General features: G+C 72.0%; 14 protein-coding genes. 13 read left to right on the top strand and 1 reads right to left on the bottom strand.

The features are described from left to right. Window positions 1–279: 279 nt before the first annotated feature. The 10 genes from ACWGDB_RS11845 to ACWGDB_RS11890 all read left to right on the top strand — a co-directional run bounded on the left by ACWGDB_RS11845 (window position 280) and on the right by ACWGDB_RS11890 (window position 10,841). Complete coding sequence (locus ACWGDB_RS11845; protein ID WP_453822289.1) at window positions 280–555, top strand: acyl carrier protein; 276 nt, start codon at window positions 280–282, stop codon at window positions 553–555. A 128-nt stretch (window positions 556–683) separates the two neighbouring features. Continuing rightward, window positions 684–1,472, top strand: a complete 789-nt coding sequence (gene fabG / locus ACWGDB_RS11850) for a 3-oxoacyl-ACP reductase FabG (protein WP_453822290.1) — start codon at window positions 684–686, stop codon at window positions 1,470–1,472. Between the two features lie 64 nt (window positions 1,473–1,536). Then, the gene (locus ACWGDB_RS11855; RefSeq protein ID WP_453822291.1) at window positions 1,537–2,487 is read left to right on the top strand and encodes an aromatase/cyclase; all 951 of its coding nucleotides are present in this window, start codon (window positions 1,537–1,539) and stop codon (window positions 2,485–2,487) included. Window positions 2,488–2,489: 2 nt separating this feature from the next. Beyond that, window positions 2,490–4,019, top strand: coding sequence for an FAD-dependent monooxygenase (locus tag ACWGDB_RS11860; protein WP_453822292.1), 1,530 nt, complete (start codon window positions 2,490–2,492; stop codon window positions 4,017–4,019). Between the two features lie 81 nt (window positions 4,020–4,100). Beyond that, window positions 4,101–5,816: an FAD-dependent monooxygenase gene (locus ACWGDB_RS11865; protein ID WP_453822293.1), complete on the top strand. Its 1,716-nt coding sequence runs from the start codon at window positions 4,101–4,103 to the stop codon at window positions 5,814–5,816. 4 nt (window positions 5,817–5,820) lie between these two features. After that, the gene (locus ACWGDB_RS11870) at window positions 5,821–6,714 is read left to right on the top strand and encodes an alpha/beta hydrolase (protein ID WP_453822294.1); all 894 of its coding nucleotides are present in this window, start codon (window positions 5,821–5,823) and stop codon (window positions 6,712–6,714) included. Then, window positions 6,711–8,123 (top strand): MFS transporter, encoded by a 1,413-nt coding sequence (locus tag ACWGDB_RS11875; RefSeq protein ID WP_453822295.1) that lies wholly within the window; start codon window positions 6,711–6,713, stop codon window positions 8,121–8,123. The genes ACWGDB_RS11870 and ACWGDB_RS11875 overlap by 4 nt, the downstream gene beginning before the upstream one ends. Continuing rightward, window positions 8,120–8,986: a 4'-phosphopantetheinyl transferase family protein gene (locus ACWGDB_RS11880; RefSeq protein ID WP_453822296.1), complete on the top strand. Its 867-nt coding sequence runs from the start codon at window positions 8,120–8,122 to the stop codon at window positions 8,984–8,986. The genes ACWGDB_RS11875 and ACWGDB_RS11880 overlap by 4 nt, the downstream gene beginning before the upstream one ends. After that, window positions 8,983–10,596 (top strand): acyl-CoA carboxylase subunit beta, encoded by a 1,614-nt coding sequence (locus ACWGDB_RS11885; RefSeq protein WP_453822297.1) that lies wholly within the window; start codon window positions 8,983–8,985, stop codon window positions 10,594–10,596. The genes ACWGDB_RS11880 and ACWGDB_RS11885 overlap by 4 nt, the downstream gene beginning before the upstream one ends. Window positions 10,597–10,604: 8 nt before the next feature. Then, window positions 10,605–10,841: an acyl-CoA carboxylase subunit epsilon gene (locus ACWGDB_RS11890; RefSeq protein ID WP_453822298.1), complete on the top strand. Its 237-nt coding sequence runs from the start codon at window positions 10,605–10,607 to the stop codon at window positions 10,839–10,841. 552 nt (window positions 10,842–11,393) lie between these two features. Here ACWGDB_RS11890 and ACWGDB_RS11895 read toward each other — a convergent pair. After that, on the bottom strand, window positions 11,394–12,656 hold the full coding sequence (locus ACWGDB_RS11895) for an MFS transporter (protein WP_453822299.1): 1,263 nt from the start codon (window positions 12,654–12,656) through the stop codon (window positions 11,394–11,396). A gap of 101 nt (window positions 12,657–12,757) precedes the next feature. Here ACWGDB_RS11895 and ACWGDB_RS11900 point away from each other — a divergent pair, with 101 nt between their 5' ends. The 3 genes from ACWGDB_RS11900 to ACWGDB_RS11910 all read left to right on the top strand — a co-directional run bounded on the left by ACWGDB_RS11900 (window position 12,758) and on the right by ACWGDB_RS11910 (window position 17,589). Continuing rightward, entirely contained in the window at window positions 12,758–13,768 is a 1,011-nt protein-coding gene (locus ACWGDB_RS11900) for a LysR family transcriptional regulator (RefSeq protein ID WP_453822300.1), read from the top strand. A 219-nt stretch (window positions 13,769–13,987) separates the two neighbouring features. Then, complete coding sequence (locus ACWGDB_RS11905; protein ID WP_453822301.1) at window positions 13,988–16,255, top strand: transglycosylase domain-containing protein; 2,268 nt, start codon at window positions 13,988–13,990, stop codon at window positions 16,253–16,255. Between the two features lie 47 nt (window positions 16,256–16,302). Further along, window positions 16,303–17,589 (top strand): hypothetical protein, encoded by a 1,287-nt coding sequence (locus tag ACWGDB_RS11910; RefSeq protein ID WP_453822302.1) that lies wholly within the window; start codon window positions 16,303–16,305, stop codon window positions 17,587–17,589. Window positions 17,590–17,700: the final 111 nt, after the last annotated feature.

A 17,700-nucleotide genomic window follows, 5' to 3' on the forward strand; every position in this document is an offset into this window, starting at 1 on the left:
GGGCAATCACCGCCACCAGGCTGCCGCCCACAGGTCTCCGGACCACCGGCATCGGCCACCACGACCACGCCATCGACCACGATCACCGTCCTCCGGGCAGGTGCCGCCGATCACGGCCACCAGGCCCCGGCCACCGGCCACCGGCCATCGAACGGCGGCCCGACCACCCGGCCACCGCCCACCCACCAGCAGCCACCGGACCACCAGGCCACCCACCCGTGCCGCCCAGCACGGACCACCAAGCACGGACCACCAGCCCGTACCCGAAAGGAACCCCACGTGGAACCGCAGCAGTTCACCCTCGACGACCTCAAGCGCATCCTCATCGAGGGCGCCGGCGCCGAGGAGAGTGTCGATCTTGACGGCGACATCCTCGACGCGGACTTCGAGCACCTCGGCTACGAGTCGCTGGCGTTGCTCGAGACCGGCGGACGGATCGAGCGGGAGTACGGGATCGTCCTGGACGACGACGTCCTGTCGGAGAGCAACACGCCGCGCGCCCTGATCGACGCGGTCAACGCCCAGCTGGGCGACGGAACCCAGGCCGCCGCCTGACGTCTCGTCGTACCCGACATTTCATGATCTCGCCGTCGCCGTCGGCGCATCCAGGATGTCGCCCGGCGGCGGCGCACCCCCCACACACAGTCCTCGTAGTGCTCCACCTTCAAGGGAGTTGGAAAAGCATGCCGCAGCACCAGACGCAGCGCGTCGCGCTGATCACCGGAGCCACCAGTGGCATAGGCCTGGCCGCCGCCCGGCAGCTGGGCGCCGCCGGGCACCGCGTGTTCATCGGGGCGCGTGACGCCGACAACGTGGCCGCGACGGTCAAGCAGCTCCAGGAGGAGGGCTTGGAGGCGGACGGCGCCGCCGTGGACGTCCGTTCGGCGGATGCCGTCCACGCCTTCGTGCAGGCGGCCGTCGACCGCTTCGGCGCCGTCGACGTCCTCGTCAACAACGCCGGCCGCAGCGGTGGCGGAGTGACCGCCGACATCGCGGACGAGTTGTGGGACGACGTCATCGACACCAACCTCAACAGCGTCTTCCGGATGACCCGCGAGGTGCTCAACACCGGCGGCATGCGCGGCCGCAGCTGGGGCCGGATCATCAACATCGCGTCCACCGCCGGCAAGCAGGGCGTCGTCCTCGGCGCCCCCTACTCCGCCTCCAAGCACGGAGTCGTCGGCTTCACCAAGGCCCTCGGCAACGAACTCGCCCCGACCGGCATCACCGTCAACGCCGTGTGCCCGGGCTACGTCGAGACCCCCATGGCCCAGCGCGTCCGCCAGGGCTACGCCGCCGCCTACGACACCACTGAGGACGCGATCCTCGAGAAGTTCCAGGCCAAGATCCCGCTCGGCCGCTACTCCACGCCGGACGAGGTCGCCGGGATGGTCGGCTACCTCGCCTCCGACACCGCCGCCTCCGTCACCGCTCAGGCGATCAACGTCTGCGGCGGCCTGGGCAACTTCTGACCCCGCCGGCTCCTGACGCCGACGCCCGCCTGCCGGACCAACACAGGAAGATGAGGACGAGGACGTGACCACGACGGAAGAGACAACCCGCGAGGTGGCGCACGAGATCACCGTCTCGGCCCCCGCCGACGCCGTCTACCGGCTGATCGCGGAGGTGGAGAACTGGCCCCGGATCTTTCCGCCCACCATCTACGTGGACCACCTGGAGAAGGGCGAGCGCGAGGAGCGCATCCGCATCTGGGCCACCGCCAACGGCGCCCCCAAGAGCTGGACCTCGCGCCGCACCCTGGACCCCGAGAACCGCCGGATCACCTTCCGCCAGGAGGTCTCCGCGCCTCCGGTCGCCGCGATGGGCGGCGCCTGGGTGATCGAGGAGCTGCCGGGCGGCGAGTCGCGGGTACGGCTGCTGCACGACTACCGCGCCATCGACGACGACCCCGAGAGCCTCGACTGGATCGACGAGGCCGTGGACCGCAACTCCCGCTCGGAGCTGGCCGCCCTGAAGGAGAACGTCGAGAGGGCCCACGCCACCCGCGAGCTGACCTTCTCCTTCGAGGACACGGTACTGATCGAGGGCTCGGCCAAGGACGTCTACGACTTCATCAACGAGGCCCACCTCTGGGTGGACCGGCTCCCGCACGTGGCCCGCGTCGGCTTCGAGGAGCCCACGCCCGGCCTCCAGGTGCTGGAGATGGACACCAGGGCCAAGGACGGCTCGACCCACACCACCAAGTCGTACCGGGTGACCTTCCCGCACCGCGCGATCGCCTACAAGCAGGTCACCCTGCCGGCCCTGATGACGCTGCACACGGGCCTGTGGACGTTCGAGGAGTACCCGCGCGGGGTCGCCGCCACCTCGCAGCACACGGTCGTGCTCAACCCGGACAACATCGAGCGGATCCTCGGCCCCGACGCGACCGTCGAGGACGCCCGCGAGTACGTGCAGGGCGCCCTGAGCACCAACAGCCGCGCCACGCTGGGCCACGCCAGGGACCACGCGGAGAAGAGCCGCTGACCATGGCCGACGACACCTCCCGGGCCACGGCGGACCGCACCTCCCGGGTCCCGGGCGACAACCCCTCCCCGGCCACCCGGGTCATCGTGGTCGGCGCGGGCCCCGTCGGCCTCTTCCTCGCCGGCGAGCTCCGCCTCGGCGGCGCCGACGTGGTCGTACTGGAACGGCTGCGCACCCCCACCACCGAGTCCCGGGCCTCGACGCTGCACGCCCGCACGGCGGAACTCTTCGACTGCCGTGGGCTCCTGGACGCGCTCGGCGACCCGCCGCGGGAGCCGCGCGGTCACTTCGGCGGCGTACCGATGGACCTGACCATGCCCGGCCCGTACTCGGGCCAGTGGAAGGTGCCCCAGACCAGGACCGAGGAACTGCTCCAGGACTGGGCCGGCGCCCTCGGCGCCGACGTCCGGCGGGGCTGGGAGATGCGCGAACTCGTCCAGGAGGACGGGTACGTGGAGGTCACGGCCGACACCCCGGACGGCGTACGCCGGCTGCGGGCGGCGTACGCCGTCGCCTGTGACGGCGAGGACAGCACCGTGCGGCGGCTGACCGGGGCGGCCTTCCCCGGCAGCCCCGCCGGACGGGAACTGCTGCGCGCGGACATCGCCGGGATCGACATCCCGAACCGGCGTTTCGAGCGCCGGGAGCACGGGCTCGCCATCGTGTCCCGGATGCCCGGCGGCGTCACGCGGGTGATGGTGCACGCCTTCGGACGGCCGGCCCGGCCGCGGACGGGACCGCCGGACTTCGCGGAGGTCGTGGACGTATGGCGAAGCGTCACCGGCGAGGACCTGAGCGGCGGACGCCCGGTGTGGCTCAACGCCTTCGGCGACGCCAACCGGCAACTGGAGCGGTATCGGCACGGGCGGGTGCTGTTCGCCGGGGACGCCGCCCACCGTCAGATGCCGAGCGGCGGCCAGGCGCTCAACCTCGGCCTCCAGGACGCGGCCAACCTGGGCTGGAAGCTGGCCGCGGTGGCCTGCGGCCGGGTCCCGGCGGGGCTGCTCGACACCTACCACGACGAACGGCACGCGGTCGGGAGCCGGGTGCTCGCCAACATCAGGGCCCAGGCGCTGCTGCTGCTCGGCGGGCCGGAGGTGGAAGCGGCGCGCACCCTGCTCGGCGAGCTCATCGCCGCGGGGCCCACGCGGGACCACCTCGTGTCGATGATCACCGGGCTCGACATCCGCTACCCCACGGGCGGCGGCACCCACCCGCTGCTCGGCGCCCGGCTCCCGCTCGGCACGCTGCCGACGCCGGACGGCCCGGTGGGCGTCGCCGAAGCACTGCGCGACGGACGCGGACTGCTGCTGGTCGCCGACTCCGCCCGGGCGGAACTGCGCTGGCTCGGCAAGGTCTGGTCCGACCGTGTCACTCCGGTGGCGGTACGACCGGACTCCGTGGAGCCGCTGCACGGGGCCGACGGGCTGCTGGTCCGTCCCGACGGCCATGTCGCCTGGGCGGGGGACGACCCGTGGGCGGCGTCGGCGGCGATCCGCCACTGGTTCGGACGGCCCGATCCCGGGCTGTGACCGGATGACGCGACACCGGACACCACAGTATTGGCAATTCAGATGAAATCATCTCAATTCAGGTTCAGAGAGGGAAGCGCTGTGGACACGGATGTGACGGACGTGATCGTCGTCGGCGCGGGGCCGACCGGCCTCATGCTGGCCGGGGAACTGCGCCTGGGCGGCGCCCGGGTCGTCGTCGTGGAGAAGCTGGCACGGCCGACCGGGCAGTCCCGGGGGCTGGGGTTCACGGCCCGCGCGATGGAGGTGTTCGACCAGCGCGGGCTGCTGCCGCGGTTCGGCGCGCTGGAGAAGAGCCCGATGGGCCACTTCGGCGGGGTGCAGTTCGACTACACCGTCCTGGAGGACGCCCACTTCGGCGCGCGGGGTGTCCCGCAGTCGCAGACGGAGGCCGTCCTGGAGGAATGGGCGGCCGAACTGGGCGCGGACATACGGCGCGGCTGGGAACTGGCCAAGCTGGCCGAGGACGGCGACGGCGTCGAGATCGTGGCGGTCACGCCCGAGGGCGAACAGCGGGTGCGCGGGGCGTACCTGGTGGGCTGCGACGGCGGGCAGAGCGTCGTGCGCAAGGCGGCCGGGTTCGACTTCCCCGGGCTCGCGGCCACCCGCCGGATGTACCTGGCCGACGTCACCGGCTGCGAGATCCGGCCCCGCTTCCTGGGGGAGCGGCTGGACAACGGCATGGTGATGGCCGCGCCGCTGGCCCCGGGCGTCGACCGGATCATCGTGTGCGAGGACGGCACGCCGGCCGGGGACCGCCCGGAGGAGGTGGAGTTCGACGAGGTCGCGGCCGCCTGGGAGCGCATCACCGGCGAGTCGCTGGCCGGTGGCGGCGCCGACTGGGTCAGCTCCTTCACGGACGCCACCCGCCAGGTCTCCGCCTACCGCAGGGGCCGGGTGCTGCTCGCCGGGGACGCGGCCCACGTCCATCTCCCGGCCGGGGGACAGGGGCTCAGCACGGGCGTGCAGGACGCGGTCAACCTCGGCTGGAAGCTGGCCTCGGTGATCCGCGGGGAGCTGCCGGACGCCTTCCTCGACAGCTACCACGACGAACGGCACCCCGTCGGCGCCCGGCTGCTGATGAACACCCGCGCGCAGGGGATGATCTTCCTCGGCGGCGCCGAGGCCGACCCGGTGCGCAAGGTGTTCGGCGAGCTGATGGAGCTGGAGGACGTCCGCCGCCGACTGGCAGGCGTGGTCAGCCACCTCGACATCACCTACGACCTCGGCCCCGGCACCCACCCCCTCGTCGGCCGCCGCCTGCCCCCGCGCCCGCTCCACCTGTCCGACGGCACCCGGACCACCACGACCGCCCTGCTGCACCCGGCCCGCGGCGTCCTGCTCGACCTGACCGACGACGCCACCGTCCGCGAGGCCGCGGCCACCTGGGCCGACCGGATCACCGTCGTCACGGCCACCCCCGAGCACTTCGGCGTCTTCGCCGGCGCGACGGCCCTGCTGGTCCGCCCCGACGGCCATGTGGCCTGGGCGGCCACCGGCGAGAGCACCGAAGCCTCCACGCGGCGCCGGGCGGCCACCGTGGGCGCCCCCGCCTCCGGCTCCGTGACCGCCGACGGCCGTGTCTCCGGTCCCGTGGCCGCGGACACTCCCGCTCCCGCTTCCGGTCCTTCGCCCGTCGCCGGTCGCATCCCCGGCCCCACGGCTGCCGACGGCCCCGTCGTCGGCGCCGAGGTCACGACACCCGAGGCCGACTGGCCGTTCGCCGACGACCCGACCGGCATCGAGGCCCTCGTCATCGCCCTGCACCACTGGTTCGGCACCCCGGAGGTGGCGTAGCACGATGGTCACGTCCCTGTCGGCCGGCCCGCGCGTGCGGCGGATCACGCTCGACGCCGCCGGGCACACCCTGTCGGCCCTGCTGAGCGCACCGCAGAGCACGCCGCCGCGTGCCACCGTGGTCGCGCTGCACGGGGCCGGGATGAGCGCGGGGTACTTCGACGGCGGGGCCCAACCGGACGCCTCCCTGTGCGCGTTGGGGGCGCATCTGGGGTACGCGGTCCTCGCCGTCGACCGGCCCGGCTACGGCGACTCCGCCGCCGGGCTCCCCGAAGGCCTGGACCTCGCCGGGCAGGCCCGCGTCCTGCGGGCCGCGCTCGACCACTTCGACGCCGAGTACGACATCGGCATCGGTACGTTCCTGCTGGCGCACTCCTTCGGCGGCAAACTCGCCCTCACCCTGGCCGCCGAAGCCCCGCCCGCCGAGCTGCTGGGCCTGGACATCTCCGGCTGCGGGCACCGCTACGCCCCGCGCTCCGCGGAACTGCTCACCGGCCCGGACCGGGCCCGCTGGAAGCACAACTGGGGCCGGCTCGGCCTCTATCCGCCCGCCACCTTCAAGCGCAGCGCCGCCTTCGTGAAACCCATCCCGGAACTGGAGCTGCGGGCCGCCTCCGACTGGCCGGACGTCTTCGACGCGCTCGCCCCGCGCGTGCGCGTCCCCGTACGTCTGACCTTCGCCGAGCACGAACTGTGGTGGCGGCACGACGCCGACGCCCTCGATGACCTGCGGACGAGGCTGAGCGCCGCGCCGCGCGTGGTCGTCGACCGGCAGCCGGACGCCGGGCACAACATCAGCCTGGGGCTGACGGCCCGCGCCTACCACCTGCGCGCGCTCGCCTTCTTCGAGGAGTGCCTGTACTTCGAGGAAGGCATGCCGGAGCGGGACGGTCCATGACCCCGGCCAGGACACCGCGCAAGACACCACGCAGGACGCCGCGCAAGCACCGACGACGACCCCGCCGACTGCTCGCCACCAGCCTGCGCTCCCTGACCGTACGCAACTTCCGTCTCTTCGCCGGCGGTCAGATCGCGTCCGCCACCGGCACCTGGATGATGGTCGTCGCCCAGGACTGGCTCGTCCTCGAACTGACCGGAGACTCCGGCACGGCCCTCGCCACGGTCACCGCGCTCCAGTTCACGCCGATGCTGCTGCTGACGCTCTACGGCGGCCGTATCGCCGACCGGTACGACAAGCGGGCCCTGCTGACCGGGGCCAACGTCGTCTCCGGCGTGCTGGCGCTGCTGCTCGGCCTGCTGGTCACCGGCGGCGCGGCCGAGCTGTGGCACGTCTACGTCTTCGCACTCGCCCTCGGCGTCGCGAACGCCGTGGAGGTCCCGGCCCGGCTGTCCTTCATCGCCGAACTCGTCGGACCCGACCTGGTGCCCAACGCCTCCGCGCTCAGCGGCGCCTACTTCAACATCGCGCGGGTGCTGGGCCCGTCACTGGCCGGGCTGCTGATCGAGGCAGCCGGCACCGGCACCGTGATGCTCCTCAACGCGGCGAGCTACGCGGCGACCGTGGCCGGGCTGCGCGCCATGCGGCCCGGCGAACTGCACCGGCCGCACCGCCCGGCGGCGGGCCCGGCCCGGGTCACCGAAGGGCTGGCCCATCTGCGGTCCCGGCCCGACCTGGTGGCGACGCTGGCCCTGCTCGCGGCGGTGTCGCTGTTCGGCCTGAACCTCCAGCTGACCCTGCCGCTCATGGCCCGTACCGTTTTCCACACCGACGCCGCCGCCTTCGGCCTGCTCACCGCGGCGCTCGCCGCCGGATCGCTGCTGGCCGCCTTCACCGGCACCCTGCGCCGGGGGCGGCCCCGGGCCCGCCTGGTCATCGGCTGGGCCTGCGCCTTCGGCGCCCTCGTGGCGGCCACCGGGTGGGCGCCGAACCTGGCGACGGCGCTGGTCCTGCTGGTACCGACCGGCTTCGCCTCCCTGTACTTCGCGCAGGCCGCCAACCACCGCGTCCAGCTCGGCAGCGACCCCGCCTACCGGGGCCGGGTCATGGCCCTCTACACCCTGATCCTGCAGGGCAGCGCCCCGCTCGGCGCCCTGTTCGTCGGCGCCGTCACCTCGCACCTCGGCACCCGTTCCGCGCTGTGGGCGGGCGGCCTGCTCTCCCTGACGGCCGCCCTCGTCGCGGCGGTGGCCGACCGCAGCGACGCACGGGCCGCGGCCACCACCCCGGCCGACCGGCCCCGGGAACACCCGCACCCCACGGACCTCACAACCGACCCCGAAACCGGACCAGCAACCGTCGACGAGCCCACATCCGAACCCACGCCCGGCACCGGGAGCCGCCCATGAACCTCCCCCACATACCGAACACCCCGCGCGGCACCCGGGAATTGGGCCCGTCGGACCTGCACATCTGGCTGCTGCCGCCCCCCGCCTCGCCCCGCGACGTCCCGGACGGCGAACTCGACGAGCACGAGCGGCGCCGCGCCGCCGCCTACCGCAGGCACAGCGACCGGCAGTTGTACGTCGCCGCGCACGTGGGCCTGCGCCGGGTGCTGTCGCTCTACACGGGCGTCGCACCCCGGAGCCTGCCCCTCGGCCGGGAGTGGTGCGAGGAGTGCGGGGAACGGCACGGCCGGCCGGTCCTGGTGGATCTGCCGGGCGCCCCCGAGTTCTCGCTCTCGCACAGCCACGGCCTGGCGCTGGTCGCGGTGGCCCGCACCCGGGTCGGCGTCGACGTGCAGGCCCTGCCGTCGCCGGAGACCGTCGACGCCTGTCTGCCCCTGCTGCACCCGGCCGAGCGGCAGGAGATCACCCGGCTCCCGGCCGACCGGCGCCGGACGGCCTTCGCGCGGCTGTGGTCCCGCAAGGAGGCGTATCTGAAGGGCCTCGGCACCGGGCTCGCCCGCGCCGCCGACCTCGACTACCTCGGCGAGGCCGCCGAGTCCTGGCGCCCGACCGGCTGGACGGTGCGCAACATGCCCCTGTGCGACGGCCATGTCGGCGCCGCGGCGCTGGCCGGCGACAAGGACTGGCGGACCGCCCTGCACCCGGTGCCCGCCGAGTGGCTCCACACCCGGGACGCCGGCCTGCGGATCTCCGCCGTCCAGCCGGCCCTGCGCACGGTGCTGCGCGCCCACGACCCGTCCGCCGTCCGGACGCACGCCCTCATCGACACCAGGAACAGGAAGGAAAGGGCCCAGGCATCATGACCGTCACCGTCACCGAACCCCGAGCTCCCGAAGCTCCCGTGCTCGACACCGCCCCGGACGCCACCGAGGCGGACCGGCTCACGGAGCTGCGGACCATCAAGGAACGCGCCCGCAACGGCCCCGACCCCAAGGCCACCGAACGGCAGCACGCCAAGGGCAAGCTGACCGCCCGCGAACGCATCGAACTCCTACTCGACCCCGGCTCGTTCACCGAGGTCGAGGCCCTGCGTCGGCACCGCGCCCAGGGCTTCGGCCTGGAGGCGAAGCGGCCGTACACCGACGGCGTCGTCACCGGCTGGGGCACGGTGGAGGGCCGCACGGTCTTCGTCTACGCCCATGACTTCCGCATCTTCGGCGGTGCCCTCGGCGAGGCCCACGCCCAGAAGATCCACAAGCTGATGGACATGGCCATCGCGGCGGGCGCACCCCTGGTCTCCCTCAACGACGGTGCGGGCGCCCGCATCCAGGAGGGCGTCTCCGCCCTCGCCGGCTACGGCGGCATCTTCCAGCGCAACACCAAGGCGTCCGGCGTCATCCCGCAGATCAGCGTCATGCTCGGCCCCTGCGCGGGCGGCGCGGCCTACTCACCCGCCCTGACCGACTTCGTCTTCGCCGTACGCGACATCTCCCAGATGTTCATCACCGGCCCGGACGTGGTCAAGGCCGTGACCGGTGAGGAGATCACCCAGAACGGCCTGGGCGGCGCCGATGTGCACGGCGGCATCTCCGGAGTGGCCCACTTCGTCTACGACGACGAACGCACCTGCCTCGAAGAGGTCCGCTACCTCCTGTCGCTGCTCCCCTCCAACAACCGCGAACTGCCCCCCGCCCACCCCACCGACGACCCCGCGGACCGCCCCGGCGACACACTGCTCGACCTGGTCCCCGAGGACGGCAACCGCTCCTACGACATCCGCAAGGTGATCGAGGAACTCGTCGACGACGGCGATTACCTGGAAGTCCACGCCGCCTTCGCCACCAACATCGTCTGCGCGCTGGCCCGTCTCGACGGCCATGTCGTGGGCATCGTCGCCAACCAGCCCGCCTCCATGGCCGGCGTGCTCGACATCCGGGCGAGCGAGAAGGGCGCGCGGTTCGTGCAGTTCTGCGACGCGTTCAACATCCCGCTGATCACTCTCGTGGACGTGCCCGGCTTCCTGCCCGGGGTCGACCAGGAGCACGAGGGCATCATCCGCCGCGGGGCGAAGCTCCTGTACGCGTACTGCAACGCCACCGTGCCCCGCGTCTCGGTCGTCCTGCGCAAGGCCTACGGTGGCGCCTACATCGTCATGGACTCCCGCTCCATCGGCGCCGACGTCGCCCTCGCCTGGCCCACCAACGAGATCGCCGTGATGGGCGCGGAGGGCGCGGCGAACGTCGTGTTCCGCCGGGAGATCGCGGCCGCCGACGACCCCGAGGCGATGCGTCGCCAGAAGATCGCGGAGTACAAGGACGAACTCGTCCACCCCTACTACGCGGCCGAGCGCGGCCTCGTCGACGACGTGATCGACCCCCGCGAGACCCGGCAGATCCTCAGCCGTGCCGTGGCGATGCTCGCCACCAAGTCCGCGGCCCTGCCCACCCGCAAGCACGGCAACCCGCCCCAGTAGGAGCCCACATGACCACGACCCGGACCCCGGCCACGCGCCCGTCCGCCTCCGACCTGCTCGCCGCCACGTCCTTCAAGGTCCTGCGCGGCGAGCCGAGCCCCGAGGAACTCGCGGCGTTCACAGCCGTCCTGACCCTGCGTCTGACCACCCCCGACGCCCCCACCCCGCAACGCCCCACCACGGCCCACTGGACCCGCCCGGAACGTCTGCGCACCTACGCCTGCCCTCGGGCCTGGCACAGCTGAGGCCTCAACTGGCCGCCCGTCGCTGTCCGTTGTCGCACGACAGCACGCCGTAGCCGGTATGGTTGCCCCCGTGACGCACCCGATGGGTGCGTCCTCCCTTCATTCCGGGCCCCACCTCGTCGGGGCCCGGCCCGACGAGAGCGGCTCCGGGACCGTGGCTGGCCGCCTCACGTCGAAGGGAGGACGCCCCCGGATGGGCGGTCACGAGGAGCAGAAACTGACTTTCGTCATGCGGCTGATCCGGCTTCTGCCGGAGCGAGCGGCAAGGCACGCGAGGAGGTGGCTGCTCTGGTGGTACAGCAAGTAGCCGGATATCCCCACAGCCACTGGGGACATCCGACAGGCTCTTGCTGAGCCGGGCCTCGCTCGAAGTACCCGCTTCGGGCGGGGCCCACTTTCATTGGTGGTACCGCAGGTAGCCGGATATCCCCAAAGCCACTGGGGACATCCGACGGGCTGTTGCTGAACTCGGGCCACCGTCCGTCCACACGGCCGGGCGAGGGCCCTTCTGCACCCAAGTACAGCACAACAGCCCCCCACCCGGCAGCACGATCACCCACTGTTCACGCGACCGCGCACCGAGCCGACGGCCCCTGTCGCGAGGGCGATGAGCAGTGCCGCGGCCGCCGCCGTGACCGACACGCCGTAGGCCGTCGCGGGGGAGAGGTGCTCCGCCAGCCAGCCGCCGGTCGCGCTGCCGCACGCGATGCCGCCGAGCAGGGCGGTCACCGCGAGGGTCATGCCCTCGTTGAGGCGGCCGTCCGGGGTGCGCCGCTGGACCAGGGCCATGTTGGTGATCATGGTCGGAGCCGTGGCCATGCCGGCGAACAGCAGCGCGACGCACAGTAGCGGGAGCGAGCCGGTGAGGGACGCGGCGAGCAGGGGCAGCGTCAGCAGCGCGGTCATCGCCGCCAGGCACCACGCGTAGCGGTACTCGGCGGGACCGGAGAGCCGCAGCCGCCCGTACAGCAGACCCGCCGCACAGGAACCCGCCGCCTGGAGCGCGAGCACCGCACCCGCCGCCGCCCGGTGACCCTGGGCGTCCGCGAACGCGATCGTGACGACCTCCGTCGACCCGAACACCGCGCCCATGGCGAGGCAGACGGCCAGCAGCGGGGGCATCCCGGGCGCGCGGAACAGCGAGGTGTCGGCCGTCCCGCCGGCGGGGGCACAGGGCGGCGGTTCCGTCGAGCGCTGGGCCGCGAACGCCAAGACGCCCGTCACCAGGAGCACCACCCCGACGAGCGTCCCCGCCTCCGGGAAGAACGTCCCGCACAGGAACGCCGCGAGCACCGGGCCCAGCATGAAGCACAGCTCGTCCGCGGCCTGCTCGAAGGAGTTCGCGGTGTGCAGGGCCTCGGCGTCGCCCTTGAGCAGGTGCGCCCAGCGGGCGCGGGACATGCCGCCGGTGTTGGGGGTCGTCGCGGTGGCGGCGTACGCGGCGAAGAGGGTCCAGGCAGGGGCGTCGTAACGCACGCACAGCACCAGCGCGAGGCTGCCCAGTGCCGCGCAGAGCGTGGCGGGTACGGCGACCCGGGCCTGGCCGTACCGGTCGACGAGCCGCGCCGTCCAGGGGGCGACCAGCGCCGTCGCCGCGAGGCCCGTCGCGGTGATGGCGCCGGCGAGGGCGTACGAGCCCCGGGCACCGGCGATCATCACGACCGCGCTCACGCTGAACATGCCCATGGGGAGGCGGGCGGCCAGGTTGGCGAGGGTGAAGGCGCGGGTGCCGGGGTGGGCGAAGAGCCGGCGGTACGGGTGGGAGGTGTGACCGGCGGAGGGTGTCGGGGTGTTCGTGGACGGCGATTGCGGCATGGCTCCACCGTCGCCCGCAGTGGATCAAGGGGTCCAACACCTGTTCGGGACGGATTCACGCACCTGTGTTGTGAGACGCGCGCGGGCTGTAGATTCCCCGCATGCCCGCTGCCGCCCCCGCCCACCTCGACCCCCGTCTCCTGCGTGCCTTCGTCGCCGTGGCGGACGAGCTGCACTTCACGCGCGCCGCGGCCCGTCTGTACGTCGCCCAGCAGGCGCTGAGCCGGGACGTACGGCGGCTGGAGCGGGAGTTGGGCGCCGAGCTGTTCGTGCGGACGACCCGGCACGTCACGCTGACGGCCGACGGCGAGCGGCTGGTGCCGTACGCCCGCCGTGCCCTCCAGGCCCAGGACGATCTGCTCGCCGCCTTCGGCCAGGCGCGGCCCCTGCTGGTGGACCTGAACTCGCCGGGCCTGGCCACCGGCCGCCGGGTCCTGCACCGCGCCCGCGAACTCGCCCCCGAGCACGAGCTGATGGCCCGCTACGAGAGCGGTCTGGCGGGAGCTGCCGCGGAGCTGGTCGCGGGGCGGCTGGACGCGTCCTTCGGACGGTTCGCGGGACTCGCCCCGGCGTTGCGGGCCGGCCTCGACCATCAGCCCGTCCGCTACGAGCCGATGGCGATCGTGCTGCCCGAGGACCATCCGCTGGCCGACCTCGAACGGGTGCCCCTGGCCGCGCTGGCCGGGGAGACCGTGTACGCCGGTGCCGGCAACCCCCGTACCCCGGAGTGGACCGACCTCGCGCACCGGCTCTTCGACGGGCGGGGCATCGAGGTCGCCCCGCCCGCGCCGCTCGCCGTCGGCGACGAGGAGTTCCAGCGGATCATGGCCAAGTTGCGCCACCCCGTCCTCGCCGTGGTCGACTTCCCGGCCATGCCCGGGACCGTACTGCGCCCCCTGACCGACCCCGTGCCCCTGTCGCCCGTGTCCCTGGTGTGGCGAAAGGGCCTGGCGCACCCCGCGTTCGACGCCCTGCGACACGCCGCGGCGCGACTCGCGGCCGAGGAGGGGTGGCTGGAACCGCCCGTCGATGGCTGGGTCTCGGATGTGGATTCGGCATCCTGGGCGTATACAACCAACGGCCCGACGTGCGCGTCTAAGGGGCTGGCGTGAGCGTCCGACGGCCCGAACGTGAGCGTCATCACTTGTACGCCAATGTCCCTTATTCGCCAATGTGCTGGGTCACATAACACTTTCCTCCGTGGAGAGTTTGTGAAGGGCGCTGGTAATTTGTAGGCGCGCTGGACTGTGAGGTCGGCATATATCGAATGCGAGGGGGAGGCAGTGGCGCTGAGGGGGCAGGGGGAGGAGCCTCAGGAGCGGGACGCCACCATGCAGCTGAAAGTGTCCGGTTTGTTTCCGGTGGACCAGACCGTTCAGTTGCGGGTGCCGTCACAACGCATATCCGATGGCGACAGTGAATCTGCGATATCCGAAATATCCGCTTCCGCGGAGGCGGACTCATCGCAGCGAATACCCGGCGATGACTCGCCCGACCAGCAGCATCGCCGCGGAAACCGGAACCGCCGCAAAGCCCCCAGCCCGCGCCTGGGCCCCCGCCTCGTAGCAGCGCTCCATCTGGCGCCCGTGCTGGCCTTCCTCGCCCCCCTGTCCGCTCGCCTCGCCTCCCTGGTCGCCCCCCTGGTCGCCCGCCTCGCGCCCTACGCCCGCCGGATGCGGCCGGAGTACCCCCGGCCCGGACGCACCGGCTGGCGCCGGTGGCTGCCCTCCTGGCGGCAGTGGCTCGGCGGCTCACTCGCAGGCGTGGGCCTCAGCAGCCTCCTCCTCGCCGTCGCCTACGCGGCCACCGACATCCCGGACAACCTCAACTCGTACGCCACCCAGCAGGACAACGTGTACTTCTGGGCCGACGGGACGCCCATGGCCCGTACCGGCTGGGTGCAGCGGCAGGCGATGCCGCTGAAGGACATCCCGGACGACGTGCGCTGGGCGGTCCTCGCCGCGGAGAACGCGTCCTTCTACAGCGACCCCGGCATCTCCGTCCAGGGCATCACCCGCGCCCTGTTCCGCACGCTGGGCCAGGGCGACACGCAGGGCGGCTCGACCATCACCCAGCAGTACGTCAAGAACGTCTACCTGAACCAGGACCAGACGCTGCGCCGCAAGTTCAGCGAGGCGATGATCGCCCTCAAGCTCGACAACCGGATGAGCAAGGACGAGATCCTCGAGAGCTATCTGAACACCAGCTGGTTCGGCCGGGGCACCTACGGCATCCAGCGCGCCGCCCAGGCCTACTACGGCAAGGACGTCAGCGAGCTCAACGCCAGCGAGGCCGCGTTCCTGGCCGCACTGCTCAAGGGCGCCGGCCTGTACGACCCGACCCTCAGCGGCGCCAACCGCGCCCGGGCCGTGGAGCGCTGGACGTGGACCCTCGACCGGATGGTCCAGATAGGCAAGCTCTCGCAGGCCGAGCGGGACACCTACAAGAAGTTCCCCGAGCCGCTGAAGCGCAACCCGCTGTACGACACCGGTGAGCAGAGCGACTACCTCGTCGAACTCGCCTCCCAGTACACCAAGAAGGCCGCCGAGATCTCCGACAAGGACTTCGACCTCGGCGGCTACCAGATCTACACGACCTTCGACAAGCGACGGGAGGACCAGCTCACCGAGGCTGTCACCGAGGCGCGCAAGAAGGCTCTGAAGGACGACCCGAAGGCCGCGAAGAGCGTGCACTACGGCGCGGCCTCGGTCGCCTCGGACGGCCGGATCCTCGCCATGCACGGCGGGCCCGACCACCGCAAGCAGGGCTACAACGAGTCCAACGCCACCACCGTCCCGGCCGGTTCGGCCTTCGCGCCGTTCGTGTACGCGGCCGGTCTGGAGCACGGTGTCCGCAAGACCCGCGGCGGGGAGACGACCTCCGTCACCGGGGACTCGATCTACGACGGCGACGACGACGTGCCGGTGACCACGCCGGAGGGGCCGTACTGGGACCGCAGCGGCCGTAAGGTGGCCGCCAGCAACGACGGCAACAAGTCGTACGGGCAGATCTCCCTGCACCGGGCGATGGCGCTGTCGGTGAACACGCCCTTCATGCAACTCGGCATGGACACCGGCCTGGACAAGGTGCGCTCCACCGCCGAGGCCGCGGGTCTGCTGAGCTCCAGCATCGGGGCCCAGGTGCCGGCGCTGGCCACGGGCAGCTCCACACCCAGCGCCATCCGCATGGCCAGCGGCTACTCCACGTTCGCCGCGGCCGGGAAGCACACCGAGCCGTACTCGGTGCGGCGGATCACCCACAACGGCGACAAGATCTCCCTGAACCTGCCTGACCCGCGCCGGGCGTTCGGCGCCGACGTGGCCGAGGAGGTCACCTCCGCGCTCACGGACGCCTTCCGGACCGCCCACCCCGACGCGGCGCCCGCCACCGCGCAGGTGGCCGGGAAGGCCGGGACGACGCCGAAGGACACCGCCTCCTGGTACGTCGGCACGCACAAGTCCGTCTCCACGGCGGTCGTCGTCTACCGCATCGACCTCGCCAAGAGCCTCGAACCGCTGCCACTGAAGGGCCTCGCCGGCACCGCCGACGACAGCGTTCCCTACGGCATCTGGTCCGGTGCCATGAGACCCCTCGGCTGACCACCGACCCGGTACCGCAGTCCAACCGTCAGGAGAATGAGCCGCACATGAAGCCACCGTCTGGGCGTCGCCGCAAGGCCCGGGCATCGCGCCGCACCGCCGCCGCCCGCCGCCCGGGGTTCCTGGCCCTCGCGGCGCTCCTCGTCGTCGCCTCGCTGACGGCGGGCTACCTGGTGCTGAACCGCACGGGCCACACCGAGCCCACCGCGTCCTCCGGGGAGCAGCGCAAGGGGGGCGGGTCCGCCGCCAAGGAGCCGCAGTGGGACGGCAGGACCAAGGTCCTGGGGGACGGTTCCACTTCCTACACCGGTCCGCAGAAGGGCCAGTTGAAGCCGGAGCGGCTCAAGCCCGGACAGAAGCCCCCGCAGTTCGTCGTCTTCTCCTGGGACGGCGCGCTGGAGGGCGATGACCGGCTCTTCTCGCACTACCGCGAGGTGGCGAAGAAGTACGACGCCCACATGACGTTCTTCCTCACGGGGATCTACCTGCTGCCGAAGGACAAGAAGGCGCTGTACGACCCGCCCCAGCACGACCGGGGAGCCGCGGCGATCAGCTACCCCACGGACGAGCACATCCTCACCACGGTGGAGCAGCTCGGCAAGGCGTGGCAGGACGGCAACGAGATCGGCACCCACTTCAACGGCCACTTCTGCGGCGAGAAGGGCGGCGGCGACTGGAGCGTCGAGGAGTGGAAGAGCGAGATCGACCAGTTCAACTCGTTCGTGTCGAAGTGGAAGACCAACACCGGCGCCACGGATCTCCCCCCGCTGCCGTTCGACGTCTCCAAGGCGATCACCGGCGGGCGTGCCCCGTGCCTGGAGGGCCAGAAGAACCTGCTGGAGGCCGCCAAGGACTACGGCTACCGCTACGACGCCAGCTCCGCGGGCGACTTCCAGATATGGCCGACCAAGAAGAACGGCATCTGGGACTTCCCGCTGCAGATGCTCCCCTACGAGGGGGGCAAGTACCAGGGCCTCTCCATGGACTTCAACTTCCTCTACAACCAGTCCGACGGCGAGACCGAGGGCGACCCGGCCCGGTACCCGGAGTGGGAGGAGCAGACCGTCGGCACCTACAAGGCCGGCTTCGACCGCGTGTACTACGGCAGCCGGGCCCCCCTGTTCATCGGCAATCACTTCGAGGACTGGAACGGCGGCATCTACATGCGGGCCGTCGACCGGATCATCGAGGAGGTGTGCACCAAGAAGGACGTCAAGTGCGTGTCCTTCAAGGAGCTCGCCGACTGGATGGACGTGCAGAAGCCGTCGACGCTGGAGCGGCTGCGCACCCTCGATCCGGCGCAGTCCCCGGACTGGTCGACCGTGGTGCAGTGACGTTCGCATAACTTCCTTGAATCACGCACGCATCCCCCTTCACAACAGCCACACATGTCATGCGAAGATGCGCTGCCCCCGGCATCCGTCCGCCGGGACAAGAGGGGAACC

The sequence above is a fragment of the Streptomyces sp. NPDC055013 genome (assembly GCF_053608645.1).

Coding starts and splice junctions, on each gene's coding strand:
- fabG (WP_453822290.1), top strand. CDS start 684: ATGCCGCAGCACCAGACGCAGCGCGTCGCGCTGATCACCGGAGCCACC.
- ACWGDB_RS11860 (WP_453822292.1), top strand. CDS start 2,490: ATGGCCGACGACACCTCCCGGGCCACGGCGGACCGCACCTCCCGGGTC.
- ACWGDB_RS11870 (WP_453822294.1), top strand. CDS start 5,821: ATGGTCACGTCCCTGTCGGCCGGCCCGCGCGTGCGGCGGATCACGCTC.
- ACWGDB_RS11875 (WP_453822295.1), top strand. CDS start 6,711: ATGACCCCGGCCAGGACACCGCGCAAGACACCACGCAGGACGCCGCGC.
- ACWGDB_RS11880 (WP_453822296.1), top strand. CDS start 8,120: ATGAACCTCCCCCACATACCGAACACCCCGCGCGGCACCCGGGAATTG.
- ACWGDB_RS11885 (WP_453822297.1), top strand. CDS start 8,983: ATGACCGTCACCGTCACCGAACCCCGAGCTCCCGAAGCTCCCGTGCTC.
- ACWGDB_RS11890 (WP_453822298.1), top strand. CDS start 10,605: ATGACCACGACCCGGACCCCGGCCACGCGCCCGTCCGCCTCCGACCTG.
- ACWGDB_RS11895 (WP_453822299.1), bottom strand. CDS start 12,656: ATGCCGCAATCGCCGTCCACGAACACCCCGACACCCTCCGCCGGTCAC.
- ACWGDB_RS11900 (WP_453822300.1), top strand. CDS start 12,758: ATGCCCGCTGCCGCCCCCGCCCACCTCGACCCCCGTCTCCTGCGTGCC.
- ACWGDB_RS11905 (WP_453822301.1), top strand. CDS start 13,988: ATGCAGCTGAAAGTGTCCGGTTTGTTTCCGGTGGACCAGACCGTTCAG.
- ACWGDB_RS11910 (WP_453822302.1), top strand. CDS start 16,303: ATGAAGCCACCGTCTGGGCGTCGCCGCAAGGCCCGGGCATCGCGCCGC.